General features: G+C 75.0%; 18 protein-coding genes. 14 read left to right on the top strand and 4 right to left on the bottom strand.

Features of this window, described 5'->3' with window-relative positions; genetic code table 11:
• Genes ACA511_RS26180 through ACA511_RS26165 form a run of 4 tightly spaced genes read left to right on the top strand, consistent with a single transcriptional unit; the run spans position 1 to position 4,532 of the window.
• On the top strand, positions 1–1,155 hold the full coding sequence (locus tag ACA511_RS26180; RefSeq protein ID WP_375027254.1) for an alpha/beta fold hydrolase: 1,155 nt from the start codon (positions 1–3) through the stop codon (positions 1,153–1,155).
• Positions 1,152–2,585, top strand: a complete 1,434-nt coding sequence (locus ACA511_RS26175) for an FkbM family methyltransferase (protein ID WP_375027253.1) — start codon at positions 1,152–1,154, stop codon at positions 2,583–2,585. The genes ACA511_RS26180 and ACA511_RS26175 overlap by 4 nt, the downstream gene beginning before the upstream one ends.
• The gene (locus ACA511_RS26170) at positions 2,582–3,328 is read left to right on the top strand and encodes a thioesterase II family protein (protein ID WP_375027252.1); all 747 of its coding nucleotides are present in this window, start codon (positions 2,582–2,584) and stop codon (positions 3,326–3,328) included. The genes ACA511_RS26175 and ACA511_RS26170 overlap by 4 nt, the downstream gene beginning before the upstream one ends.
• Positions 3,329–3,353: 25 nt before the next feature.
• Entirely contained in the window at positions 3,354–4,532 is a 1,179-nt protein-coding gene (locus ACA511_RS26165; protein ID WP_375027251.1) for an acyl-CoA dehydrogenase family protein, read from the top strand.
• On the opposite strand, the gene ACA511_RS26160 is transcribed toward ACA511_RS26165, so the two are convergent.
• Both ACA511_RS26160 and ACA511_RS26155 read right to left on the bottom strand, forming a co-directional pair.
• Positions 4,529–6,976: an AAA family ATPase gene (locus ACA511_RS26160; protein WP_375027250.1), complete on the bottom strand. Its 2,448-nt coding sequence runs from the start codon at positions 6,974–6,976 to the stop codon at positions 4,529–4,531. The two genes, ACA511_RS26165 and ACA511_RS26160, sit on opposite strands and share 4 nt — an antisense overlap.
• Positions 6,977–7,281: 305 nt before the next feature.
• Positions 7,282–10,350 carry an amino acid adenylation domain-containing protein gene (locus tag ACA511_RS26155; protein ID WP_375027249.1) on the bottom strand — a complete coding sequence of 1,023 codons (3,069 nt, stop codon included), beginning with the start codon at positions 10,348–10,350 and terminating at the stop codon, positions 7,282–7,284.
• Positions 10,351–10,556: 206 nt separating this feature from the next.
• Between ACA511_RS26155 and ACA511_RS26150 the strand changes: the two genes are divergently transcribed.
• The 4 genes from ACA511_RS26150 to ACA511_RS26135 are packed head-to-tail and all read left to right on the top strand — an operon-like array spanning position 10,557 to position 15,152.
• Positions 10,557–11,960: a condensation domain-containing protein gene (locus ACA511_RS26150; protein ID WP_375027248.1), complete on the top strand. Its 1,404-nt coding sequence runs from the start codon at positions 10,557–10,559 to the stop codon at positions 11,958–11,960.
• The gene (locus ACA511_RS26145) at positions 11,957–12,982 is read left to right on the top strand and encodes a 3-oxoacyl-[acyl-carrier-protein] synthase III C-terminal domain-containing protein (RefSeq protein WP_375027247.1); all 1,026 of its coding nucleotides are present in this window, start codon (positions 11,957–11,959) and stop codon (positions 12,980–12,982) included. The genes ACA511_RS26150 and ACA511_RS26145 overlap by 4 nt, the downstream gene beginning before the upstream one ends.
• 8 nt (positions 12,983–12,990) lie before the next feature.
• Entirely contained in the window at positions 12,991–14,880 is a 1,890-nt protein-coding gene (locus ACA511_RS26140) for an HAD-IIIC family phosphatase (protein WP_375027246.1), read from the top strand.
• Complete coding sequence (locus ACA511_RS26135) at positions 14,877–15,152, top strand: acyl carrier protein (protein ID WP_375027245.1); 276 nt, start codon at positions 14,877–14,879, stop codon at positions 15,150–15,152. The genes ACA511_RS26140 and ACA511_RS26135 overlap by 4 nt, the downstream gene beginning before the upstream one ends.
• A 98-nt stretch (positions 15,153–15,250) precedes the next feature.
• Here the strand turns inward: ACA511_RS26135 and ACA511_RS26130 are convergent, their stop codons facing one another.
• Together ACA511_RS26130 and ACA511_RS26125 are read right to left on the bottom strand one after the other, a co-directional pair.
• A complete protein-coding gene (locus tag ACA511_RS26130; protein WP_375027244.1) occupies positions 15,251–16,282 on the bottom strand; it encodes a BtrH N-terminal domain-containing protein in 1,032 nt (343 codons plus the stop codon).
• Positions 16,279–16,917 (bottom strand): hypothetical protein, encoded by a 639-nt coding sequence (locus ACA511_RS26125; protein WP_375027243.1) that lies wholly within the window; start codon positions 16,915–16,917, stop codon positions 16,279–16,281. Before ACA511_RS26125 ends, ACA511_RS26130 begins: the two co-directional genes overlap by 4 nt.
• A 151-nt stretch (positions 16,918–17,068) precedes the next feature.
• Between ACA511_RS26125 and ACA511_RS26120 the strand changes: the two genes are divergently transcribed.
• The 6 genes from ACA511_RS26120 to ACA511_RS26095 all read left to right on the top strand — a co-directional run bounded on the left by ACA511_RS26120 (position 17,069) and on the right by ACA511_RS26095 (position 24,946).
• Entirely contained in the window at positions 17,069–17,974 is a 906-nt protein-coding gene (locus ACA511_RS26120; RefSeq protein WP_375027242.1) for a thioesterase domain-containing protein, read from the top strand.
• The gene (locus ACA511_RS26115) at positions 17,967–18,335 is read left to right on the top strand and encodes an acyl carrier protein (protein WP_375027241.1); all 369 of its coding nucleotides are present in this window, start codon (positions 17,967–17,969) and stop codon (positions 18,333–18,335) included. Before ACA511_RS26120 ends, ACA511_RS26115 begins: the two co-directional genes overlap by 8 nt.
• Before the next feature lie 25 nt (positions 18,336–18,360).
• Entirely contained in the window at positions 18,361–19,158 is a 798-nt protein-coding gene (locus ACA511_RS26110) for a sulfotransferase family protein (protein ID WP_375027240.1), read from the top strand.
• A gap of 137 nt (positions 19,159–19,295) precedes the next feature.
• On the top strand, positions 19,296–22,739 hold the full coding sequence (locus tag ACA511_RS26105; protein ID WP_375027239.1) for an amino acid adenylation domain-containing protein: 3,444 nt from the start codon (positions 19,296–19,298) through the stop codon (positions 22,737–22,739).
• Entirely contained in the window at positions 22,726–23,880 is a 1,155-nt protein-coding gene (locus ACA511_RS26100; protein WP_375027238.1) for an acyl-CoA dehydrogenase family protein, read from the top strand. The genes ACA511_RS26105 and ACA511_RS26100 overlap by 14 nt, the downstream gene beginning before the upstream one ends.
• A 10-nt stretch (positions 23,881–23,890) precedes the next feature.
• Positions 23,891–24,946 carry an acyl-CoA dehydrogenase family protein gene (locus ACA511_RS26095; RefSeq protein WP_375027237.1) on the top strand — a complete coding sequence of 352 codons (1,056 nt, stop codon included), beginning with the start codon at positions 23,891–23,893 and terminating at the stop codon, positions 24,944–24,946.
• Positions 24,947–24,954: the final 8 nt, after the last annotated feature.

Below are 24,954 nucleotides of genomic sequence, written 5' to 3'. Positions count from 1 at the left end.
GTGGAGCGGGACGAGATCCCCGGCGCGAGCGGGACGGCGCGGGGCGGGCTGGCGGGGGCGCTGATCGACGTGGACTCCCTCGTCCGCGCCGTGCCGGAGCGCCTCCGGGTGTTCCCCTCCGGAGGCGCCCGCGCCGGCGCGCTCCGGACGCGGCTGGCCGCGTTGACCGGCCGGCTGGGGCTCCCGGAGATCGACGTGGTGGACGGGCCGGACGGGCTGTGGTCGGTGGAGCTGGCGCTCAGCCGCCGCCTGGCGGCAGCCGGCCCCGAGCCCGCCCCGGTGCCGGCGGCGCGGGCGGAGCTCTCCCGCGGGCCGGTGATGATCCCGGCGTCCGACGGGAGCCCGCTGCGGTGCTGGGAGGCGGGCCCGCGGGACGCCCCGGCCGTCGCCCTGGTGACGGCGTGCGGCATGCCGGTCGGTCTGGCGGCCCGTTGGATGCGGGCGCTGTCGGGTGACTTCCGGGTGGTGACCTGGGAGAGCCGCGGACTGTTCGCGGAGCCCGGCGGGCGGGGACCGGCCGCCCTCGGCGGTCACGACCTGGCCGCCCAGGCGGGCGATCTCGCGGCGGTCCTCGACGGGTTCGGCATCCGCCGCGCCCACGCCATGGGGCTGTGCGGCGGCGCCGTGGTGGCGCTGGCCGCCGCGTCGGGCGGCGACCGGGTGACATCGCTGAGCCTGTGGCACGGCGACTACGAGCTCGGCGGCGCGGTGCCCAAGACCGACCACCAGCGGGACGTGAAGTCGCTGCTGACGATGGCGGCGCGGAGCGTGCGGAAGGCCGCGGGCCTGCACCGCCTGATGCGGCGTCCGGCGGCGCTGGACGCCATGCGCGCCGATATCGCGCACCACCTCATCTACCCGTACGCCACCCCCGAGCTGCTGCACCGGTACGGCCTCCTCAACGGAGCGATCATGTCCGCCGACTCGCGCCCGTTCCTGTCGGCCGGCCAGCCGGTGCTGGTGGTGACCAGCGGAGACGACACGACCGCGCACCCGGCCGGTTCGGAGTACGTCGCGGCGCGGCTGCCGCGCGCGACGCTGGCCGTCCGGCCGCACGGCGACCACCTCACCGCGTTCGACGCGGGCCCGGAGCTGGTCGCGCTCGCCGGGAAGTTCCTGCACGACGTCACCGCATCCGAGCGGAGGGGCGCATGACCGATCCGAACGGCGGCGCGCCGCCCGAGGCCCTGGCCGCCGCGCTGTGCGAGCATCCGGCGGTGGCCGCGGCCGAGGTGACGGCGGGGGAGGCCGGCCGGGCGCTGGTCGCCCGGCTCGTCCCCGATCCCGTCCACGCCGCGATGCTGAGCGCCTCGGCCGAGGTCGAGGCCGCGGGCCGGCTCGGGCCGCTCGGCTGGCACGAACCGGCCGGGGACCTGCGGGTCGCCGGGCTGAACCGGACCGAGAGCGACTTCCTCTACCGGGAGATCTTCGAGGACAACGCCTACTTCCGGAACGGCATCGCCCTCCCGCCGGGGGCGGTGGTCGTGGACGTCGGGGCCAACATCGGCATGTTCACGCTGTGCGCGGCGCGGCACAGCCCCGGCGTGCGCGTCGTCGCCGTCGAGCCGGTCGCCGAGCTGGCGGAGGCGATGGCGATCAACGCGGAGCTGCACGGCGTGGACGTCACGGTCCTGAACGTCGGCGTCGGCCGCGGCGAGGCCGAGGCCGACTTCACCTTCTATCCGAACAACAGCGTGATGTCGGGCGGGTTCGCCGACGCCGACGAGGATCTGGCGGTGCTGCGCGGCTACCTGCTGGCGGGCGACGGCGCCGAGGGCGGCGCCCAGCTCGACCGGCTGGCGGCCGGCCGGCTGGCCGCCGAGCGACGGCGCGTCCCGGTCACGACGCTGTCGCTGATCGCCGCCGAGCAGGGCCTGTCCCGCATCGACCTGCTCAAGATCGACGTGGAGAAGGCCGAGGAGGAGGTCCTCGGCGGCATCGACGCGGGGCTGTGGGCCCGGATCGACCGGATCGTGGTGGAGGTCCACGACGTCGGCGGACGGCTGGCGTCGGTGCTGGCGACGCTGCGGGCGCACGGGTTCGCGGTCACCGACGAGAAGGATCCGCGGCTGGCCGGGACGCCCTGCGTCAACGTCTTCGCGCACCGGCCCGGCCGCACCGCGGTTCCCGGACCTCGGTCCGCGTCCGCGCCGCCGGGCCGCGGCCCGGCGCTGCGGCGGCTGGAGTCGGAGCTCCGCGATCTGCTGGCGGAGCGGTTCCCCGAGTCCGCTGCGCCCCGGTCGTTCACCGTCGTGGCCGCCCTGGACGGCACCGGCACCGGCACCGGCACCGGCGTTCCGGACGTCCGGCAGGGCGGGCCCATCGCGTCCACCGAGCGCACCGAGGTGCTCGCGGACATCTGGTCGGGGCTGTTCGGCGCCGACGCCGTCCGGCCGGACGCGGACTTCTTCGAGCTCGGCGGCGACTCGCTGACCGCCGTCCGTCTGCTGGCGCGGCTGGAGGAGCGGCTCGGCGAGGACGCCCTCGCCCCGGACGCGATCTTCACGGAGAGCACGTTCGGGGCGCTGGCCGCCGCCGTCGACGCGTCCGCGCCGCCCGCGGCGACCGGGAACGGGCTCGGATGAGCGCGCGCGACCGGTGGTTCCACCGGCCCGTCCCGCGGCCGGACGCCAGGGTCCGGCTGGTGTGCGTGCCCTACGCCGGCGCGGGCGCGGCGGCCTTCAACGGGTGGCCCGCGCTGCTGGCCGATGACGTGGAGCTCGTCGGCGTCCGGCTGCCCGGCCGCGAGAACCGCCTGGCCGAGCGTCCGCTGTCGGACTGGCCGTCGCTGGTCGCGGAGTTCACCGGGATGCTGATGGAGCGCGTCCGGTCCCCGTATGTGCTGTTCGGGCACAGCATGGGCGCGATGCTCGCCTACGAGGCGGCGGTGTCGGGCCTGGACCGCCGGCCCGACCGGGTCGTGGTCTCGGCGTGCCGCCCGCCCGGTGCGCCGCGCATGTCGGCCGCGATCCACGACCTGCCCGGCCCGGGATTCGCCGAGGGGCTGGCGCGCCTGGGCGGGATGCCCCCGCAGATCCTGGCGAGCCGCGACCTGATGGCGATGCTGGAGCCCGTGCTCCGCGCCGACATCCGGCTGGCGGAGACCTGGCGCGAGGACGCGGCGGGCCGGGAACCCGAGCCGGTCCCGGTGCCGGTGACGGCCCTGTGGGGGTCGGACGACGAGGTCGCGCCCCGGGACACGGTCGCGGCCTGGAAGGCGCTGGCGCCCGGCGGCTTCACCGGCCACCAGGTGCCCGGCGGGCACTTCTTCCTCGACGGTTCGGCCGCCGCCGTCATCGAGCTGCTCGATCGTGAGCTGCGCCCGTGAGCGGGCCGGCGGGAAGGGCCCGACTGTGCGTTCTCCCTACTTCACCGAGGCCCACGAGGAATTCCGCACGCGGGTCCGCGCGGCGCTGGCCGAGGCGGTCGCCCCGAACGTCGACGCGTGGGAGGCCGGGGACGGGGTGCCGCGCGAGGCGTGGCGGGAGCTCGGGGCACGCGGCCTGCTCGGCGTCGCGCTCCCCCGGCGGGCGGGCGGTGGCGAGCACGACCTGCTGACCTCGGTGGTCTTCCTGGAGGAGCTCGGCCGCGTCGGCGCCGGCGGCGTCCGCGCCGCGATCTCCGTCCACACCCATATGGCCACGCACTATCTGGCCATGGACGGCGATCCGGTGCTGGACGCCGAGTGCCTCGCCCCGGCCGTCCGCGGTGAGCGGGTCGCCGCGCTGGCGATCACCGAGCCGGGGGCCGGAGCGGACCTCTCCGGTCTCGCGGTGACGGCGGAGCCGGACGGCGGCCATTACGTGGTGAACGGCGTGAAGTCGATGGTCAGCAACGGCACCGTCGCGGACTTCCACGTCGCGGCCGTCCGCACCGCACCCGACCGGGGATCGGGCCCGCACGGGACGACCGGCCTGTCCCTGCTGGTGATCGACGCGGATCTGCCCGGAGTCGGGGTCGAGCCGGTCAGAACGCTGGGCTGGCGCGCCGCCGGCGCCGCCACGGTGACCTACGACCGTGTGCGGGTGCCCGCGAGCCGCCTGATCGGACGCGTCGACAGCGGCTTCTACCGGCTGATGCGCGGCCTGGTGCTCGAACGGCTGGTCGCGGCGGCGCTGGCGCTGGGCGGGATGGAGGAGTGCCTTGAGGACCTGCGGCGCTTCCTGGTGGAGCGCCAGGTCTCCGGGCGCCCGCCGGCGCGGCTCCAGGCGCCGGCCCACCGCGTCGCCGACCTGGCGACGGAACTCGCGGCGGCGCGGCAGCTCGTCCACCACTCGGCCTGGCTGCACCAGGAAGGGGAGCTCCCCGGGACCGAGAGCTCGATGGCCAAGCTGTACACGACCGAACTGGCGTGCCGACTCGTCGAGACGAGCCTCCAGTTGCGGGGGTCGGCGGGCTACCTGGAGTCGTCCCCGGCGGCGCGGGCGCATCGGGACGCCCGCGCGGCCACGATCGCGGCCGGGCCCAGCGAGGTGATGCGCGATCTCATCGGCCGCGCGGTGCTGCGTCCCCCGCCGGGCCCGGCCCGCTAGGTCGCCTGCTCCGGAACGGGCGCCACGGTGCCCGACCTGCCCACGATCGCGGCGAGCTGGGCGCGGGAGCACAGCGTGAGCTTCTTGAAGATGCGCGCGAGGTAGGTCTCGACGGTCTTCGGGCTGAGGCCGAGGACCCGCGCGATCTGCTGGTTGGTGCGGCCGTCGCTGACCAGCACCGCGATCTCCCGTTCGCGTCCGCTCAGCCGGTTCAGCTCGGTCATGATCTCCGGAAGCGGCACGATCCCGGCCTCGTCCGCCGCGGGACCGGTGCCGGTCTCCTGGGGAGGGGGCGCGGACGGATCGTCCGGGGAGTGCCCGAGCGCGGCGAGGCGGTCGATCCGCCGGCACAGCCCGAGGGCCTGCGCGAGCTGGGACTCGCTTCCGATGTGCCGCGCGACGCCCCGGGCGTGGTCGGCGCGGAGGCACGCCCCCTCGATGTCGCACAGGCGCAGCCGCACGTGCGCCAGCAGCGTGGCCAGCTGCGGCTCGATGTAGCGGTGCCGGTGCGCCGTGGCCAGCCTCAGCGCCCGCTCCAGGTGCGCGAGCGCCTCCTCGTCCAAGCCGGCCTCGGTCTCGGCGCGGCCGAGCCAGTAGAGGGCGTCGAGCAGGGGGAGAAGGGCTGTGTCGGGAAGGCCGTCGACCAGTTCGGCCGCCGCCCGGACGTGCCGGACGCGGTCGTCCGCCAGGTCCGTGCCGTCCCTCTGGTCTCCGTGTCCGAGGGCTCGCAGCGCCAGGAGCAGAGAGTGCAGGACGGGGTCGTCCGCGAGCCGGGCGTGGTCGACGCCGTCGGGCGCGCGGGGGGTGCGGCCGGTCTCGAACGAGGTGGCGAGCAGCGTCCCGGTCCACCGGGCCCGGTCGCGGACCGCTCCGGGGGGCAGGGCGGTGATGGCCTGCTCCAGCAGCGCGACGGCCTCGGCATGGCGGCCGAGCAGCCGGAGCACCTGCGCGTGCCAGATCCGCGGCTCGCCGGGCCCGCCGGAGGCCCGCGAGGCCGTGTGCTCGAAGATGGCGAGGCTCTCCTGGAGCCGCCCGGTGAGGGCCAGCGCGGTGGCGAGCAGAAGGCGCTGCTCGGCGGAGTCCGGGCGGCCGTCGTCGCCCCGCGGGCGCATCTCGAGCGCGGCCCGTGTCCAGGCCGCGGCCTGTTCCGGATCCTCCCAGAGGACGGCGCGGGCGGCCTCCGTGAGAATCCCCCCGCTCTCGGCGTCCTCACCGGTGACGACGCTGTGGCCGAGGTGGAGGGCGATCTGGGGCAGGGGCGCCTCCCGGTCGCGCAGGACCGCCGCGGCGCGGGTGTGGGCGCCGAGCCGCCAGGCGGCGCCGGCGGCCTCGTAGGCGGTCCTGCGCAGCAGCCGGTTGCGGAACCGGAAGGTGCGCTCGGTCTCGTCGAGGCGGAGGATGTCGTGCCTGACCAGCTCGTCGACGCTGGCGCGGACCTCCGCCTCGCCGACCTGGGCGACCGTTTCGAGCAGTTCGATGTCGAACGGCTCCCGCACCAGGGCGGCGGAGTGCGCGATGGTCCAGCCCAGCGGCGACAGGCCCCGGAACTCGCGCAGGGGGGACAGCCAGATCTCGGTGGCGGGCCGGGGGCCGCCCGCCGCCGGTTCCGGCGGCCCCTCTTCGAGCGCGGCGAGGGCCAGGAACAGGCCCGGACTCCCGCCGGCGGCCTCGCGCAGCGCGTGCAGCCGGTGGGGCTCCAGGTCGGGCAGCAGCGCGGTGATGGCGTCGTCGGAGAGCGGGGGCAGGTCGATGCGGGTCGACTGGCCGGTCGTCACGGCCCCGTCCAGGACCGCGTGGAGGCTCTCGCCGGTCTGCCGGGGGCGGCGGGCGGCGACCAGGAGCACCCGTTCGGCCGGCGGATGGCGCAGGAGGTAGGCCACCAGCGCGATCGACGCCTCGTCGGCCCAGTGCAGGTCGTCGGCGATCAGCAGCAGCCGGTTGGCGGCGCCGAGGTTGTCCAGCAGGGCGCGGATGGCGTGGAAGACATGGTGCATCTCCGAGGGGTTCTCGGGGAGCGCCAGGTCGGGGGCGTGCCGGGTCAGCGTGGGGAAGATGCCCGCCAGCCAGGACACGTGATGCGGGGGGAAGCCGTCCAGGAGCGCCTCGCCGCCCGGCGCGAGCAGGTCGTGGAGGGCGTCGGTGAACACCCCGAACGGGAGGGTCGCGGGCAGCGGGCCGGCCGCTCCCGGCGCGACCGTCCAGCCCCGTTCGCGGGCGAGGTCGCCGAGTTCCTCCAGGAGGCGGGACTTGCCGATCCACGGGTCGCCGCTGATCTCGACGAGGCGGACGCTGGGATCGGGGGTGTCGAGGATCCGGGCCAAGGCGGCCAGCTCGCGTCCGCGGCCGGACGTTCCGCCGGGCCGCCCGGTGGGGGGAGGGGCGCCTCCGGAGGCCCTGCGGGCGGAAGTGTCTGCGTTTCGCTCGGCGTTCTCAACGGTCAGCAAGTGCGCGCATACCTTTCGTCGTCTGGGCGGATCTGTCTGGACCCTTGCCGTTTCGATATAAATGCGACTTACTAGAACAAAAGGGATTATGAGACACGCCGAATCGGATAATCCTCGAAAACCTCCTTGGTTTTCCGGTGAGAGGCCATCGCACGGCTAGTTGATCATGCGTTTTCGCCATCCTCATTGTGAGGTTCCACCACTCGTCGGTTGGAGAAATGGCATGATTCTCCGGATTCAGCCGCTCCGGCCGGTGTTCGCGCTGGCTCGCCGCGCACGGCGGCGCGCCGCGTCCGGGGCGCCGCTCACGGGAGGCCCGCCGGCACGGCGGCGGCCACGGCCGCGCAGATGTCCTTGAGCCCCGGCGCCGTGTACAGCGCCGGAACGGCCAGCTCGACGGCGAAGACCTCGCGGAACCTCGCGACGAGCCGGACCATGAGGGCCGAGTCTCCGCCGAGCCGGAGGAAGTCGTCGTTCATCCCGACGCGGGCGATGCCCAGCAGTTCGGCGCAGATCGCGCACACGGTGCGTTCCACAGCGGTGGCCGGGTCCACGGACTCCGCGTCGCGCGCGCCGCCCCCGCGCCCCCGGGCCAGGGCCAGCCGGTCGACCTTGCCGTTGGCGGTGAGCGGGAGCCGGTCCAGCGCCGTGATGGAGGCGGGGACCATCGACGAGGGCAGCTTGCGCGCGAGATGGGCGCGCAGCTCGTCCGGCGGCGGGGCCGCGCGGCCCCCGGGTGCGACGATGTGCGCGCGCAGGACGGGCAGGTCGGGGACGGTGCGGTCGGCCACGACGGCTGCGGCCCGCACGCCGGGGTGCTCGACGAGGACCGACTCGATCTCGCCGAGCTCGATCCGGACCCCCTGGATCTTCACCTGGAAGTCCTCCCGGCCGAGGATGTCGAGGTCGCCGCCCGGCGTGTGCCGGCCGATGTCACCGGAGGCGTAGACGCGCTCGCCCAGCCCGGGGACGGTGCGGAACCGCTCGCGGGTCCGCGTCTCGTCGCGCCAGTAGCCGAGGGCCAGCCCCGTCTCGCTCGCGATGTGGATCTCCCCGGGCACCCAGTCGGGACGGGGCCGGTCCCGCTCGTCCAGGATGTGGTAGCGCTGGTTGGCCATGGGGCGGCCGAGGGGGATGCCGGTCCACGCCGGGTCCACGTCCCCGATCGGATAGATCACCGACAGGACGCAGTTCTCGGCCGGGCCGCCCGAGTTGAACACCCGCGCGGCGGGGTTGAGCGCGCGGATCCGGTCGGGCAGCGTGAGCGGCAGCCGGTCCCCGGCCATGACCACGTTGCGCAGCCGTGCGATCCGCGCCGGGTCGCCGCCGAGTTCCAGATGCGTGACCAGCATCTCCACCAGCGCGGGGACGGCCAGCAGGAAGGTGACCCCCCCGCGGTCCATGAGAGCGGACCAGTGGCCGGGGTCGGGACGGGGCGCCGGGTCGGGCACCACGACGGCGCCGCCCGCCGCGGTGATCCCGAAGGTGTCGTAGACCGACAGGTCGAAGTGGATCCCCGACAGGGCCAGGCACCGGTCGCCGGGGCCCAGGCCCAGCCGCCGGTTGAGGTCGTGGATCGTGTTGAGCGCCCCCCGGTGGTCGACCATGACGCCCTTGGGGACGCCGGTGGAGCCGGAGGTGTAGACGACGTAGGCGAGGTCGGTCTGCCGTTGCGCGGGCTTCTGCGGCGTGTCGTCCAGCCCGTCGAAATCGCGGTCGACGCGCAGCCGCCGGACCCCGTCCGGCCAGGTCAGCGCGGCGTCGATCCGGCTCTGGGTCAGCACGGTCCCGACGTCTCCGTCGCCGAGCAGCAGGGCGAGCCGCTCGGCGGGCACGGCCGGGTCGATCGGCACGTAGGCGGCGCCGGACGCCAGGACTCCGTGGAGCGCGACGATCTGCTCCCAGCCCTTGTCCATGACGACCGCGACGAGCCGGCCCGGCCGGGCGCCGAGCTCGCGCAGGCGGCGGCCGACCTGGTTCGTGCGGCGGTCCAGTTCCCGGTAGGTCAGGACCCGCCCGGAGGTGATGACGGCCGGGTCGCCGGGACGCAGCCGGGCGTGCGCGCCGACCGGGGTGTGCAGCAGCCCCCCGGGCACGGGGCGTTCGGTGGCGTTGATCGCGGCGCGGCGGGCGGACTGCTCGGCGGGCACGAGCGGGATGTGCTCCATCGTCCACTCCGGGCCGTCCCCGGCGAGCCGGTCGAGCAGCCGCCGGTAGGCGCCGAACATCGCCTCGACCATGCCGGGCGGGTAGAGGTCCTCGCGCCACTCCCAGGCCGACTCGATCGCGCCGTCGCCGTCCCGCCACACCTGGACGCCGAGCCGGACGCGGCTGTCCGGCGACAGTGCCGCGACCGGGCGGCCGAGGCCCCGGGGGAGCGGGCGGTCGAGCAGGTCGGTGAAGGCCACCGGGAAGACGAGCCCGCCGCCGCGCCCGCGGTTGAGTTCGCGCAGGACCCGGACCCCGCTGAAGTGCCGGTGCTCGAAGTCGGCGGACGCCCGCGCCGCCATCGTGCGGGCGCGCTCCTCGAACGTCCCGTCCGGCGCGTCGATCGCGAGGAGCGCGGGCACGGCGCCGCCGCCGTCGTGGTGCGAGTGGGCGAGGGTGAACCGTCCGGTCCTGCTCCAGGTGCGGAGCACCTCGGCGAAGGCGGCGACGGGGACGTGCCGCGCCGGGACGTCCCGTCCGCCCGCCGCGCCGGCGAGCCGGGGCCAGGCGCCGGGAGTGCGGTGGGACAGGCGGCGCAGCCGTGCCGGCTCGTCCGGGCCCCGGGTGCCGGCGGCCGGGAGGTCGGGCGGCGGCGGCAACTCCGCGGCCCGTGCCAGCCAGTACCGGCGGGACGCCTCGCGGTCCGCGTCCGTGGCCTCGGGCGGGCGCGGGACGGGCGGGGCCGGGCCGCCGGATGCGCCGTGGAGGGCGGCCAGGTCCGGCAGCAGGACGTGCGCCAGCGTCCACGGGTCGGCCGCGAGGCGGTCGATGGCGAGGTGCAGCCGGGCGCGGTCGCCCGGCAGCAGCGTCACCAGGGCCTCGGCGCCCTCGGGGGTGTGCCGGGACCGCCGCTCGCGCTGGGCCAGCGCCTCGTTCTCCGCGGCGCTCGGCTCCAGCGCCCGCAGATCCAGGACGCCGACGTCCCCGGGCGGCGTCTCGCGCACCTCGGTCCGGCCGTCGGGGCGGACGGCGGTGCGCAGTGCCCCGTGCCGCTCGATCAGCCGCCGCCACGCGCTCCGGAAGCGCTCGACGTCGAAGGGGGCGAACTCCCACTCCAGGTAGTGGTGGGCGCCGACGCCTCCGGGCCCGGCGATCTCACGCGCCAGCCAGCAGGAGAGCGTGTCGTCGGGGTGGGCGGGGGGTGCGGTGGAGGTGCGGTCGGACATGCTGGCCTCGCCTCACGGTGTCTCCGGTCGACGATCGGGATCCTTTCGATGATCGGCTCGGGACCGCCGCCCCGACGAGTCGGGGGAATGCCGACCCGACGGGCGTCCGGCGGTGTCAGGAGAGTCCCCGACTGTGCGTTCCGCGCCGCTCGATCAATGTTGGTCTGGCCGCCTTCATTCGGAGCAGAGTGCGAGGAACCACCTGGATGTCCCGAGATCTGTACGTTCAGCGCGCCTCTCCCGGTCAGGAATGGATGTGGTTGATCCACCAGATGCGCAAGGGGCCGTCGCCGTACCACATCGGCGGGGCGGTGCGCATCCGCGGCCCGGTCGACCTCGCCGTGCTCGGCCGGTGCCTGGAGCTGCTGGTCGCGCGGCACGAGGCGCTGCGCACGGTCTTCCGGTTCGAGGAGTCCGGCGAGTTGAGCCAGGTGATCCGAGAGCCGGGCCCCGTCCCGCTGGACTCCCTGGACCCACCGGACGCCCCCGGCGCCCCGGACTCGCCCGACTCGGCGACCGCCTGGGCACTGGACCGGTTCCGGGAGTTCAGCGCACGGCCGTTCGACCTGGCGGAGGGGCCGCTGCTGCGCGCCGGGGTGGCCCGGATCGCCCCGGGCGATCACCTGCTCGGCCTGGTGTTCCACCACATCGTCAGCGACGGCTGGTCGATGGACGTCGTGACCGCGGAACTGGTGGAGATGTACCGGCGGCTGGTCGCCGGTGACGACCCGGACCTGCCCGAACCGGCCTTGCAGTACGCGGACTTCTCCGCCTGGTACCGGGACCGGCTGGCGTCGGGCCGGGCCGAGGAGCACCTGGAGTTCTGGCGGCGCAACCTGGAGGGCGCCTCCCCGGTGCGCCTCCCCGCCGACCAGGCGGATCCCTCCGAACCCGCCGGCTCCGGCCCGCCCGGCGCGGACGGGGAGGCGACGCATCCGGTGCGGCTCGGCCCGGCCCGGACGGCGGCGCTGGCCGAGACGGCGCGGGCCGAGGGCGTGACGCTGTTCATGCTGGTACTGAGCGCGTTCGCCGCGGTGCTGGCCCGCTGGAGCGGGCAGCGCGACTTCGTGCTGGCCACGCCCGTGGCGGGCCGTTCGCGGGCCGAGCTGGAGGGAACGGTCGGCTTCTTCGTCAACACGCTGCCGATCCGGGTGGACGCGTCCGGCGACCCGACGCTGCGGGAGTTGCTGCGCCGGGTCCGGCGGGCCTGCCTGGACGCCTACGACCACCAGGACGTGCCGTACGAGACGATCGTGCGGAAGGCGGCGTGGCGGCGGGACGGCGGGCAGTCGCGGCTGGGCCCGGTCATGTTCGCGCTGCGGAACCCGCCCGTCCCGCCCCGGGACGGGACGGGCGCCGTCACGATGGAGCTGATCGAGGTCCCTCCCTCGGCCGGTGAGATGGACGTGTTCGCCGAGCTCGTCGACCTCCCGGGCCGCGGCCTGCACGGCTACCTCGCGGGCGACCCGGCGCGCTTCCGCCCCGGGACGATGGCGCTGCTGGCCGACTCCTTCACCAGGGTGCTGACCGTCGCCGCGTCGGGCGGCGGCGTGGCGCTCTCGGAGCTGCCCGTGAAATGCCCCGTCCGGGAAGGGGTGGACGGACGTTGACGCCGCCGGTGGACTTCGGGGTGGCGGGCATCGCGGCGGAACTGGGTCTCGTCCGCGACGTCGCGGACGAGGCCGCCGGGTACGTGGACGACCCCGAACGGGTTCTGCGATGGGGGTATCGCGGTTTCCGCGAGGCGCCTGCCGGGACCACCCCGACCGACCTGGCGGAGGCCGCCGCCGTCCGGGCGCTGGAGGACGCCGGCTGCGGTGTGGACGACCTCGACCTGATCGTGCTCGCCGACTCCGACGTCCCCGGGTATCCGCACTGGGACGCGTCGGCGGCGCTGGCCAGGGCGCTCGGCGCGCGCGGCACGCCGACGCTGATGCTGTCGCAGGCGTGCGCGTCGGGCGTGACCGGCTTCGGCAACGTCGCGGGCGCCCTGGCGATCCAGCCGCACGCCGGGACGGTGCTGCTGGCGGCCGTCAACCAGGTGTCGGGCGCGCACCGCAACCGGATGCGCACCAGCACCTGCCTGGGCAGCGACGGCGCGGTGGCGGCGGTGCTGCGGCGGGGCCACGGGCGGCTGCGGTGGCTGTGCACCGAGCAGATCACCGAACCGGAGTTCTGCGACTTCTACCGCGCGGAGTACGGGGGCAGCCGCGCGCCGTTCCCGCCGCCGGGCCGCTCCAACACCGACGTCACGGTGACCGAACGCGTGCAGGAGCACTTCGACCGGGATCCGATCAAGCTGATGGGCTTCGTCGACCGGTTGTACGGGCGGGTCGCCGAGGTGATCGGCCGGGCCTGCCGGCGGGCGGGCACGGACCCGGCCCGGATCGCCCGGCTGATCTACATCAACGACAACCAGCAGTCGATGCGGGAGGTGGCCGCCGCGGTGGGGATCCCACCGGAACGCACCAACGCGGCGCTGGCCGCCGAGCTCGGCCACCTGGGCGCCGCCGATCACCTCGTCTGCCTGAAGGAGCATCTGGAGCGGGGCGAGCTGGCGGACGGGGATCTGGTGGCCCTCGCCGGCGTCTCCGCCGGGATGCACTGGTTCTGCACGCTGGTCACTGTGTGAGGAGTCTGGTGGGAGACCGAAGCGGGCGTCACGACGGCATCGCTAGCGCTGCCCGGCGGGGGGAGGCGCCGCGGCGCGCCGACCTGCTGAGCCTGGCCGCGGACGGCGGCGCCGCCGACTTCCTGCGGGCCGGTCTCGCCTTGGCGGGCCTGCGGCCGGACGCGGGCGGGGACCCGGACGCGGCCGGCGGCGGGGCGCGGCCGATCCGCGTCGGGATCCTCGGGACGGCGACGGTCGGGTCGCTGGAGCCGATCCTGCGGGCGGCGCTCTGCGCCGCGGACCTGTCCCCGGAGCTGGAGGCCGGCCCGTACCGCGGCCTCGAACGGGAGCTGGGCGTGCCGGGCTCGGCGTTCGCCGAGGCCGACCGGGATCTGCTGTGCTGCCTGCTCGACGCGGCGTTCTTCGTCCCGGCCGACTGGGACGCCGCCGACGCGGACGGCCTGGCCGCCGCGGTACGGGCCCGCGGCGAGGCGCTGCGCGAGTCGGCGGTCTCGGCGGCGTCCAGGACCACGGCGACGGTGGTGCTGCACACCGTCCCGCTGCCGGGCGAGTTGCGGGACTCCCTCATCGGGTGGCGGGCCCGGACCGCGCTGAGCCGCCACTGGCACCTGATGAACGCCTCGCTGCTGGAGCTCGCCGAGACCCACCGGGGCATCGAGACCGTCGATCTGGCCGGGCTGCTGGCCGAGAGCGCGGCGCCCGCCGTGGACGACCGGCTCCGCCGGTTCGCCGACATCCCCTACACCGACGAGGCCCTGCTCGTCCTGGCCCGGGAGGTCCGGCGGCTCGCGCAGGCGAAGCTGGGGACGTCCCGCAAGGTCCTCGCGCTCGATCTCGACGGCACGCTGTGGGGCGGGACGCTGGGGGAGGACGGCGCGGAGGGCGTGGAGGTCGGCGGGCTGTACCCCGGGAACTGCTACAAGGAGCTCCAGCGGGCGGTGCGGCGGCTGCGCGACCAGGGCGTCGTCCTGGTCCTGGCGAGCAAGAACGACGCGGAGGCGGCCGAGGCGGCGCTGGCCGCGCATCCCGAGGTGCTGCTGCGCCCGGAGGCGTTCTCGGTGCTGGCGGTGAACTGGTCGGCCAAGGCCGCGAACCTGCGCGCGGCGGCCGAGGAGCTGGGCCTGCCGCCGGGCTCGTTCGTGTTCATGGACGACTCGCCGTTCGAGCGGGGGCACGTCGCCGAGGAGCATCCGGAGATCGCGGTGGTCGCCGCGGACGGCGACCCGGCCTATCTGGTGCGGCGGCTGCTCGCCGGCGGCTGGTTCGACGTCCTGGAACTCACCGAGACCGACCGGCGGCGCCCGGACCTCTACCGGGCGCGGGCCGTGCGGAGCCGGTTCGCCGGCGAGTTCTCCTCGTCGCTGGAGTACCTGGAGGCGCTGGAGACCGTGGCGTCGATCGGGCCGGTGTCGCGGTTCGACACCGGCCGCGTCGCCCAGCTCGCGGCGCGCACCAACCAGTTCAACCTGACCGGGGTGCGGTTCGACGCGGCGCGGACGGCGGCGATGGCGGCGACGGACGATCACCTGGTCGTCGGGTGCCGGGTGTCGGACCGCTTCGGGGACGAGGAGCTGGTCGGCGCGGCCTGGGTGGACCGCGGCCCCGGCGGCTGGGAGGTGCGGAACCTGGCGATGAGCTGCCGGGTGCTGGGCCGCGGTGTCGAGCTGGCCCTGGTGGCGTGGCTCGCCCGCGCCGCGCGCGCGGCGGGCGCCGCCTTCCTGGACGGCCTCTACGTGCGCTCCCCGCGCAACGGCGTCGCGGCGGACCTGTGGACCAGGGCGGGGTTCGGCCTGGTGGACGAGCACGACGGCGGACGCCGCTTCCGCCTCGTCCTGGACGAGACCGCCGGCGACGCCGTTCCCCACTGGATCCGTGTCCGAGGAGGCGACCACGCATGACGAACCGTGCCGGAACAGGCCGGGCCGAGACGAATCAGAGCGGGCGCGCGGAGGAGGTCATCGGCGTCCTCTGCGACGTCCTGAACATGCCGCCGGGGGCGTTGGACGTGGAGTCGCTTCTCGGCGCGCAACAAGGGTGGGACAGCATGGGGACACTGCGGGCGGTGACGTGCCTGGAGACCGACCTGGGCGTCCGCCTGGACCTGCGGGCCGTGCACCGCGCCAGGACGGTCGGCGACCTCGTCGCGCTGGCCGAGGCCGCGCGCCCCTGACGCGAGCCCCTGACACGGACCCGTGGCGGGCACCCGCGGCGGTGCGCCGCACGCATGCGGACGGCCCGGGGCTCGCCCGGGCCGTCCGCATGCGGGGGTCAGCGGGACGCGGTCGCGACGCCGGCCCCCGCCAGAGCCGGCACGGCCTCGTCTATCGCTTCGAGGGCTCGCGCGTAGGCGTCGTTGAGACGGCGGGCGTGGCGGGCGAGATCGGCGGCGGCGGCGCGCGGGTCGGAGCGGCCGTGGGCGCTGTGGACGCGCACCGCGCTCCACAGGTGCGCGGCGTGCTCGGTGCGGCGACCCGCCTCCGTCAGCGCGGCCAGGCCCCAGCGGGTTCCGCGGTCGCGCAGCAGTTCGCCGTGCAGGGCCGTCTGGGCCTGGGGCCCCCAGCCGAAGGTGTACGCCTCGACGAGGCCGCGGCCGTCGCCGTGCCGGGCGCGATCGACGATCTCGTCGGTGAGGGTCCGCAGCCCGGCCAGGCCGGACCGGTCGTGCGGCGGGTCGGTGAAGCCGCGCAGGTTGGCGGTGAGGACGCCGGTGAGCCGGGCGGGGGTGAGCTCGGGGAAGGGCGTGTCGAGCCGCACGCTGATCCAGCGGTGCCGCTCGCGGCCGTCCTCCTTGCTGAAGAAGACGTTCTGCTCGTTGCTGTACGGCCCGACGCGCCAGGCGCGGCGCAGCGCGCCGATGCTCAGCGGGCCGCTGAACTCGGGGGGCTGGGCGTCGGAGACGGTGACGGTCCCGGCGGCGCGGTCGATGCGGTGCACGACCAGCAGGTGCTCGGAATGGACGTCGTTGTAGGCGGGCCGGAAGGGGAGGTGGAAGTTGTCGACGGCGATGAGGGGCGGCCGCCCGGCGGCCAGTTCCTCCTCCAGGCCGGTGAAGGGGTCGGGACCGGTCGCGGTGTGCCAGGCGGAGCGGGCGGGATGGTGGGGCATGACGCTGCGGACGACGTCGCCGGGATATCGGCAGGGCCAGTAGAACTCCTCCGGCCGGAAGTCGCCCGGGACGTGGAGGAACTCCCAGCTCAGCCCCAGGCAGGCGAGCGGGTCCTCGCCCTGGCGAAGCAGCAGGGCGGCGAGGGTGCTCTGGAGGCAGCTGAGCGTGTCGCGGTACCAGGGCGGAGCGGTCACGGGCGCTCACCGGCGTCCCGCCGGTCCAGCGTGGCGGCGAAGATGTGCACGGCGGTGTTGACGGGAAGCCGCGCGGCGGTCAGCTCGCCCCGGCCGATGACGGGTACCCGCTGGCACCAGATCTTCGCCGACACGTCCTTCTGGACGTGGTACGGGTAATGCATGGTGGCGGTGGCGAACGCCTCGTACTCGCCGAAGACCGCCGGCGCGTGCCAGAAGTCCGAGACGCGCAGCGGCGCGAACTCCACGGCCCCGCAGGTGAAGTGCAGGGCGATCTCGTCCTCGACCCGCCGCTCGGCGGCGGCCAGCAGGTACAGCCAGTCGTAGCGGCCCGGCGGGACGGCGACGAACTGGCCCGCGCAGCGGACGTTGTCGGGGCGTCCCGCGGCGACGGGCGGAAAGTCGAACGGAACGCCCGCCACGGCCACGGACCGTCCGGCGGGCAGTTCCCCGGCGGGCAGCGAGTTCCGCCAGATGTTGAACGCGCCGCTCTCGGTATCGGCGGGATGCGTGATCCCGATGTTGTCGCGATGCCCGCTGAGGTCGAGTGGTCGGAACCGCGGCGCCCAGGGATGTCCCGCCGTCTCCGCGGCCCCGTCCGCCTCGCCGTTCAGCAGACCGGCTTCGGTAGTCATGGGCCGAGTCTCACGGAGGCGATCGCCCTTTTTGGCGTCGGGTCTTACCCTGACGCCCTCCGGAGGGCCCGCTGCCAGGGCGCTGTGGCGGATCTGTAGGGGAAAGTACGATCTGTTGGCGGCGGTGGCGCGCGCTGTTGTCTCTGTTGCGATGAACGAGAAGCGTTTGCAGGCGCTGCCGGAGAACAAACGGGTGCTTTTCGAGGCCCTGCGGGCCCGGCGGGAACAGGCCGCGGACGGCCGCCGTGCGGCGGACGCCGGGGTGGAACTGCTGCGCGGCGGCGAGGGCCCCGCGATGGCGCTCGTGCATCCCGTCGGCGGTGAGCTGTTCTGCTACGGGGAGCTGACCCGCAGGCTGCCCCCGGGGTACCCGGTGTACGGGCTGGGCGCCGACGAGATGCTGCGCGGCGCCGACCCGCCGGAACTGGTGGCGCTGGCGCGGCACTACCTGGACCGGCTGGAGCGGGCCTCGGTCCGTCCGGCGCTGGTCGCGGGCTGGTCGTTCGGCGGGATCGTCGCCTACGAGATGGCGCGGTCGCTGGCGGCGGACGGGCGGCCGTGCCCGGTCGCGGTGATCGACGCGATGCCGTCGCTGGCCGACCGGCTCGTGCCGGACGGGCGGTTCGGCACGGGCGCGCTGCGGCCGTTCGTGGCCGACCTGCTGCGCTCGGCCGGCGTGCCGGACCGGCTGGACCTCGCCGACGAGGTGTGGGATCTGCCGGCGCCGGACGCGACGCGGGTGCTGCATGAGCGCCTGGCCGCCGTGAACGGGACCGCCGGGATGTCCCTGGACGATCTGCGGGCGCGCCTGCGCGTGCACGCCAACGCCTCGGTGGCGCTGCGGCGGCACCATCCGGCGCGGCACGGGCCGCGGCTGCGGCTGGTGTGGGCGAGCGAGACGGCCGCGGACCTGTCGGCGTGGTGGCGGGACGTGGCGCCGCCCGTGCGGGGGACGCGGATCGCGGGCGATCACTACAGCCTGCTGCGGCCACCGGCCGTCGAGGAGATCGCGCGCTTCTTGCACGAGGCTTTCCAGGAGGGCGGGACGGGTGATTGACGACACCGGCACGGACGCGGGCGCAGACGCGGCCGAAGACGAGGGCGCGGGCACGGCCGAGGGGCATGGCGGAAGCGCGGCGGAGGCGCGAGAGCCGGCGCGGCCGCCGGACGGCCATGAGGAGAAGGTGATCGCGGAGGTGTGGTCGGAGTTCCTGGGGATCCCCGATCCGCCCGCCAACGTGAGCTTCTTCGAGCTGGGCGGCTACTCGCTGACCCTGATGCGGGTGGGCGGGCGGCTCCAGCACAGGTTCGGGCTGGTCATCCCGATGCCGGAGCTGTTCGAGAGCACCACGATCGCCGCGCAGGCGGCGCTGGTCGAGGGGCTCTACGACGACGCGCTCACCGAACTCACCGATTAGACCGGACGACCGGAGGGGCACGCCGATGGCGACGACCGACCTGTCCGGCGGACCGACCGACCTGTCCGGCGGACCGCGCATCCTGGCGTTGTGGAGCGCGCCGCGGTCGAGATCGACCGCGTTCCTGCGGATGATGGACGAGCGCGGCGACCGCGCGGTGCTGCACGAGCCCTTCTCCCAGCTCGCCGACTTCGGGGTGTCCCGGGTCGGGGCGGTGGGCGGGGCGGGCGTCGTGGAGGTGCGCTCGGAGTCCGCGCTGATCACCGCGATCCGCTCGGCGGCCGACGCGCGGCCGGTGTTCTTCAAGGACACCACCGACTTCCGCTACCCGGGCCTGCTCGCGGACGAGGCGTTCCTGCGGGACGCGGCCCACACGTTCCTGATCAGGAGCCCCGGCGAGGTCATCGCCTCGCACTACGCGCTGAACCGGGACCTGCGGCGCGACGACGTCGGGATCGCGCGGCTGAGCGAGATCCATGACGCGGTCGCCGCGGCGGGCGGCCGGCCCCCGGTCGTGGTCGACTCCGATGACCTGGTCGCCGATCCGGAGGCGACCGTCCGCGCCTACTGCGCGGCGGTGGGGATCCGGTTCATCGCCGAGGCGCTGTCGTGGCGCGCCAAGACCCTGCCGGAGTGGGGGACCACGCTGCGCTGGCACGAGAAGACGGCCCGCACCACGGGATTCGCCGCGCCGCCGCCGCGCCCCGGCGCGCTCGACGAAATCGCGGCCAGCCCGCTGCTGACCGGCTATCTGGAGTTTCACCGCCCCTACTACGAGAAGCTGCGCCGGAACAGAGTCAGGGTCGGTCCGGGATTGCCCTGACATTCCTTTCTTTCGCCCCATGGATATTCTGCGGACAACGGTAGGCAGAAAGGCGTTCGAAGGCGCCAGAAATTAAAGCCGACTCGGGACGGGTTGAAATTCGTCCCGGGCTGGAATTGGTGAAGGGACCCGCAGGGATGAGCGAGCTGGCACGGCGGCTCCGCCGCCTTCCATTGGAAAGGCGCGCGAAATTCCTCGAACTGCTCAGGAGCCGGGACGGGGGAGCGCCGGACCGGCCGGCGCCGCGCCCGCGCGACCAGGCGCCTCCCCTGTCGTACGCGCAGAACACGCTGTGGTTCCTGGACCGGCTGTCGCCCGGTGTCCGCGCCTACAACCTGGTCATCGCGTTCTGGCTGGAGGGCGACCTGGACGTGCCCGCGCTGGAGCGGGCGCTCGGGGCGGTCGTCGCGCGGCACGAGTCGCTGCGGACCTCGCTGCGCGACACGCCGGACGGCCCCCGCCAGATCATCGACCCGGACGTGCCGGTGGAGCTGCCGGTCACGCCGGTGCCGGGCGCCGGTCCGGGCGAGCGCCACGACCGGGCCCGCGAGCTGGCCGAGGCGGCGGTGCGGACGCCGTTCGACCTCGGCGACGGGCCGCTGTGGAGGATCGGGCTCTACCAGACCGAACCCGGCGCCTACCTGTTCGCGTTCGTCGTCCACCACGTCGTGTTCGACGGGACGTCCGCGGAGGTGTTCACCGGGGAGCTGCTGGAGGCGTACCTGGCGATGGTGGAAGGGCGGCCCGCCGCGCTTCCCGAGCTGCCGCTCCAGTACGCCGACTTCGCGATCTGGCAGCAGGAGACCGTGCGCGGGCGGCGGCTGGAGGAGCTGGAGCGGTTCTGGCGCGAGCGGCTGCGGGACGCGCCGGTGCTGGAGCTGCCCCCGGATCTTCCCCGTCCCGCCGAGTTCACCTACCGCGGCACCGAGGCGTCCGGCCCGATCCCCGGCGACACGATCGCACGGGTGCACGCGTTCGCGCGGGAGATGGGCGTCACGCCCTACCCGGTGTACCTGGCGGTGTTCGCCGAAGTGGTGCGCCGCTACACCGGGCAGGACGACCTGGTCGTCGGCTGCTCGACGAGCATCCGCGACCGCCTCGAACTCCAGGGCCTGGTCGGGTTCTTCGTCAACATGCTCGCGCTGCGCGTGGACACCGGCGGTGCGCCGAGCTTCCGCGAGCTGGTGCGGCGTGCCGACGCGGTGCTGCGGGACTCGCTCGCCCACATCGACATGCCGTTCGAGCGGGTGGTCCAGACGGTCGCGCCGGTCCGGGACCCGGCACGGTCGCCGCTGGTGCAGATCGCGTTCCTGATGCCGCAGGAGCCCTGGGAGGTGACGGTGCCGGGCCTGTCGATCGACCTGGAGGAGCCCGCGCCGGGCACGTCCAAGTTCGACATGACCTGGCAGATCCGGGAGTCGGGTGACGACTCGGCGCTGGCGGTGGAGTACTGCACCGACCTGTACGAGCCCGCCACCGTCGATGCGCTGATCGGACACTACCGGCGGCTGCTGCCGGCCCTGCTCGACGAGCCCGACCGGGCCGCGTGCGACCTGGACATGCTGTCGCCGGAGGAACGCGCGGAGCTGCTGCTCCTGGGCAGCGGTCCGGCGCGGCCGTCCTCGTCCGCGACGGTGCACGGCCGGTTCGCCGAACGCGCGGCCCGCACGCCGGATGCGGTCGCGGTGGTGTCGGGCGGCGACACCGTCCGGTACGGGGAGCTGGACGCCGCCGCGAACCGGCTGGCGTGGGCGCTGCGGGAGCGCGGCGCCGGCGCCGGGACGCCCGTGGTGCTGAGCCTGCCCCGGGGCGCCGGGAACGTGACGGCGGTGCTCGCCGTCCTGAAGGCCGGGGCGTGCTTCGTCCCGCTCGATCCGGGATCGCCGCCGGACCGCGTCGCCGGGCTGCTGGCGGACGCCGCGCCGAGCGTGGTCGTGGCGCACTCCTCGACCGCGGGGAACCTGCCGCCGGATGCCCCGGTGGTCCTGCTGGACGAGATCGGCGACGAGCTCGCCGCCCGGCCCGCGCATCCCCCGGACGCGGCGGCGGGGCCGGACGACCTGGCGTACATCCTCTACACCTCCGGGAGCACCGGGACGCCCAAGGGCGTGCTGATCGAGCACCACAGCGTGATCGGCTTCGCCGACACGGTCGGCGAGCTGTTCGGGATGACCGGGGACGACCGGGTGCTGGGGTACGCGGCGCACACCTTCGACGTGTCGATCTTCGAGATGTTCGGGGCGCTGCTGCACGGGGCCCGGCTGCACATCGCCTCCGACGCCGACCGGCTCGACGTCGACCGGCTCCAGGCGCTGCTGGAGACGGCGCGGATCAGCGTGATGGACATGCCGCCGGCGGTGATGGCGCTGCTGGACCCGTCCCGGCTGGAGACGCTGCGGATCGCGTTCGTCGGCGGAGAGGCGTTCCCCGGCGACCTGGTCAACCGGTGGAACAAGGTGTGCCGGTTCTACAACGGATACGGGCCGACCGAGTGCACGGTCACCATGGTGGTGCACCGGTGCGAGGGCACATGGGACGCGTCGCCGCCGATCGGCCTGCCGATCGCCGGGCACGTCGCGCACGTCCTGGACGGGAGCCTGCGGCCGGTGCCCTGCGGGGTGCCGGGCGAGCTGGTCATCGGCGGCACGGGCCTGGCCCGCGGCTACCTCGGCGACCCGGTCCTGACCCGGGAGAAGTTCGTCCCGGACCCCTTCGGGACCGCGCCCGGCGGGCGGCTGTACCGGACCGGGGACCTGGTGAGGCGGCGCCGCGACGGCGCGCTCGTGTTCCTGGGACGGCTGGACCGGCAGGTCAAGGTCCGCGGAGTACGGATCGAGCCCGGCGAGATCGAGGCCGTCCTGGCCGCGCACCCGCTGGTGCGGCAGGTGCAGGTGGAGGCGTGGACGGATCCGCACGGCCAGGACCACCTGGTCGCCTACGTCGCCGCCGGCGCCGCGGCCGGCACGGGCGCGGACGCGGACCTGGATCCGGCGTCCCGGGTCGGCGCGCAGGAGTTGCGGAACCTGGTGGCGGCGAAGATGCCCGCGACGATGGTCCCGCAGCACGTGGTGGTGGTGCCGGAGTTCCCGCTGACCTCCAGCGGCAAGATCGACACCGCGGCGCTCCGGGAGCAGGGCGTCTCGCGGAGGCCCGACCCGGAGGCGATGACGCCGCCCCGCACGGAGGTGGAGCGGATCCTTGCGGAGGAGCTGTTCATGCCGATCCTGCGGGCCGAGGCCGTGGACGTGACCGGGAACTTCTTCGGGATCGGCGGCAGCAGCCTCCAGGCCGCGCAGGTCATCTCGGGGATCCGGCGGCGCTTCACCATCGAGATCTCCACCGCGGACTTCTTCCGCGACCCGACCATCGAGGGCCTGGCCGTCCTGGTCGAGCGGCGCCGCGCGGCGGCGCTCGACGACACCGGCCTGCTCGACCTGATCGAGGGGCTGTCCGACGAGGACGTCGCCCGCATCACCGGAGACGAGCAGGCCGCGCGGCCTGTCGACCACAACGGTCATGCCGATCATCTCGGTCATGGCCTGGAGAGTGCGAAGGGGAGGCCGGCCGATGGACTTCGGTGAGGCCGGCCGCGAGGCGGAACTGCGGGCCGAGGTCCGCGCCGCACTGGCCGAGCCCGAGGTGCGCGGAGAGCTGGAGCGGCTGCGGGAGAGCGGCGAGCGCGAACCCGACGTTCGCCCCCTGTACCGGATGCTGGGGCGCCGGGGGCTGCTGGCGGTGAGCTGGCCGCGGGAGTTCGGCGGTCGCGGCGCCGCGCACACCGAGGCGGCGGCGGTGATCGAGGAACTGGTCCACGGCGGCGTCCCCGACATGATGCACGTCCTCAGCATCCAGATCGTCGGCCTCTTCCTGCTCCAGGCGGGCTCGGCGGAGCAGAAGGCCGCCCATCTCCCGGCGCTCGCCGCGGGGGAGCGGTTCGCGACCGTCCTGTACACCGAGCCCGAGGTCGGCTCCGACCTGGCCGCGCTGCGCACCGCCGCCGTCTCCGACGGCGACGGCCACCTGCTGTCGGGCACCAAGACCTACGGCCTCAAAAGCGCGATGAGCGACCTGGCACTGTGCGCGGCCCGAACCGGCGCGGGCGCCTCCAAGTACGACGGGATCAGCCTGTTCCTCATCGACCTGTCCGCCGAAGGCGTCACCCGCTCCCACATCGACGGGATCGCCGACGACCGGTTCGACCGGGTGGTCCTGGACGGGGCGCGGGCCGGCGCCGGCGCGCTGCTGGGGGCGGAAGGGGAGGGCTGGGCGCTGCTGACCCGGTGCCTGGCCAACGAGCGGACCGGCCTGGACTACTCGCTGAAGGCGGCCCGCTGGTACGAGGCGGCCATCGGCGGTCTCGGCGCCGCGGACACCGGCGGGGAGCTGCTGGAGGAGGTCGGGCGCCTGGGCGCGGCCGTCGACGCCGGGCGGCTCATGGCGTGGGAGGTCATCAGCCGCCTGGACCGCGGGGAGGCCGACCCGATCGCCGCCGCGATGGCCAAGTACCACACCAGCGAGACCGCACAGGAGGTCGCGGTCTGGGCGGCGGCGGTCCACGGCCTCGGCTACGGCGCCGGTCGGGACGCGCTGCCGCCCGGACGGGCGGACCTGCTGGAGGCGGCCTACCGGGAGGCGCCCGGCCTCACCCTGTCCGCGGGGACGTCCCAGATCATGCTCGAACTGGTCGCCGGCTCGGCGTTCGAGCCGGCCGCGGAAAGCTGAGGAACCGGCGATGCGACTGATCCCCGACCCCCTGGTGGGCAGGCTCCGCCGGATGGCGCGCGACCGCCTCGGCCCCCTGGCGCGCACCGGCGCCGTCACGGACGGCGCGCTGATCGGCGCGCTGCGGGCGATGGACGCGTTCTCGTTCGAGGCCCCGGTCGAGGCGGACGGTCTCGACCTCGGCGTGACCGCCGGGATCGTCGTCGGCGCCGAACTCGGCCGGCTCGCCCTGCAGGACGTGTACGGCCCGGCCGCCCTGGTCGGCGACGTCCTTCGCGCGGAGGGCCGTCCGGCGGGCGCGGCCGGGCCGTTCGTGCTCGGCGGCATGGACCATGCCGCGCGGGCGGTGCGGCGGCACGGCGCGGCGTGGGAGATGACGGGCCGCGTCGTCCTGCCCCGGGACGGCGACGAGTCGGCGCGCTGCTGCCTCGCGGCCGACACCGGCGGCGGGACGTCCCTGGTCCTGCTGTCCCCCGACGCGTGGCGCAAGCGCGCCACCCCCTTGCCCGGCGGGTGCCAGAGCCTGGACCTGCACGGCCTCGTCATCGGAGCCGAGGAGGTCCTCGGCGGGCTGGACGACGGCGTGCTCGCCCGCGCTCGCGTCCGGCAGGCCGCGTACCTGCTCGGCCTCGCCGGCGGGGCCTGCGAGCATGCCGCCGCGTATGCGCGCGAGCGGCGGCAGTTCGGCCGCACGCTCATGGAGTTCCAATCGATCGCCTTCACGCTCGCGCAGGCCGAGATAGCCCTGCACGCGGTCCGGCTGTCGCTGGACCGCGCGGCGTGGCTGGCCGACTCCGGCGGTGCCGAAGGCACGGCGGGGGAGCCGGCGACGGCGGCGGTGGGAACGCTCGCGCAGGCGGCCGAGACCGCGCTGCGCGTCGTCCGGCAGGCCGTCCAGATCCACGGCGCCCGCGGGATGACACGGGAGGCCCCCGTGCACAGGTTCTACGAGCTCGCCCGGACGGAGGCGACCCGGTTCGGGTCACCGTCCCCCCTGTGGCGGGAGGCGGGCGCACGCCGCCTGCGCGCCCGGCCGACGACCGGTCCGGCGGCCCTCCGCGGCTGAGTCCGACG

This window comes from Actinomadura sp. GTD37 (assembly GCF_041951365.1).
GTDB lineage: Bacteria > Actinomycetota > Actinomycetes > Streptosporangiales > Streptosporangiaceae > Spirillospora.
Note: the sequence above shows the minus strand (reverse complement) of the source record. Positions and strands in the feature narration are given on the sequence as shown.

What these genes read in the sequence shown, in the direction of transcription:
- ACA511_RS26175 (WP_375027253.1), top strand. Translation starts at nt 1,152, where the DNA reads ATGACCGATCCGAACGGCGGCGCGCCGCCCGAGGCCCTGGCCGCCGCG.
- ACA511_RS26170 (WP_375027252.1), top strand. Translation starts at nt 2,582, where the DNA reads ATGAGCGCGCGCGACCGGTGGTTCCACCGGCCCGTCCCGCGGCCGGAC.
- ACA511_RS26155 (WP_375027249.1), bottom strand. Translation starts at nt 10,350, where the DNA reads ATGTCCGACCGCACCTCCACCGCACCCCCCGCCCACCCCGACGACACG.
- ACA511_RS26150 (WP_375027248.1), top strand. Translation starts at nt 10,557, where the DNA reads ATGTCCCGAGATCTGTACGTTCAGCGCGCCTCTCCCGGTCAGGAATGG.
- ACA511_RS26135 (WP_375027245.1), top strand. Translation starts at nt 14,877, where the DNA reads ATGACGAACCGTGCCGGAACAGGCCGGGCCGAGACGAATCAGAGCGGG.
- ACA511_RS26125 (WP_375027243.1), bottom strand. Translation starts at nt 16,917, where the DNA reads ATGACTACCGAAGCCGGTCTGCTGAACGGCGAGGCGGACGGGGCCGCG.
- ACA511_RS26120 (WP_375027242.1), top strand. Translation starts at nt 17,069, where the DNA reads ATGAACGAGAAGCGTTTGCAGGCGCTGCCGGAGAACAAACGGGTGCTT.
- ACA511_RS26110 (WP_375027240.1), top strand. Translation starts at nt 18,361, where the DNA reads ATGGCGACGACCGACCTGTCCGGCGGACCGACCGACCTGTCCGGCGGA.
- ACA511_RS26105 (WP_375027239.1), top strand. Translation starts at nt 19,296, where the DNA reads ATGAGCGAGCTGGCACGGCGGCTCCGCCGCCTTCCATTGGAAAGGCGC.
- ACA511_RS26100 (WP_375027238.1), top strand. Translation starts at nt 22,726, where the DNA reads ATGGACTTCGGTGAGGCCGGCCGCGAGGCGGAACTGCGGGCCGAGGTC.
- ACA511_RS26095 (WP_375027237.1), top strand. Translation starts at nt 23,891, where the DNA reads ATGCGACTGATCCCCGACCCCCTGGTGGGCAGGCTCCGCCGGATGGCG.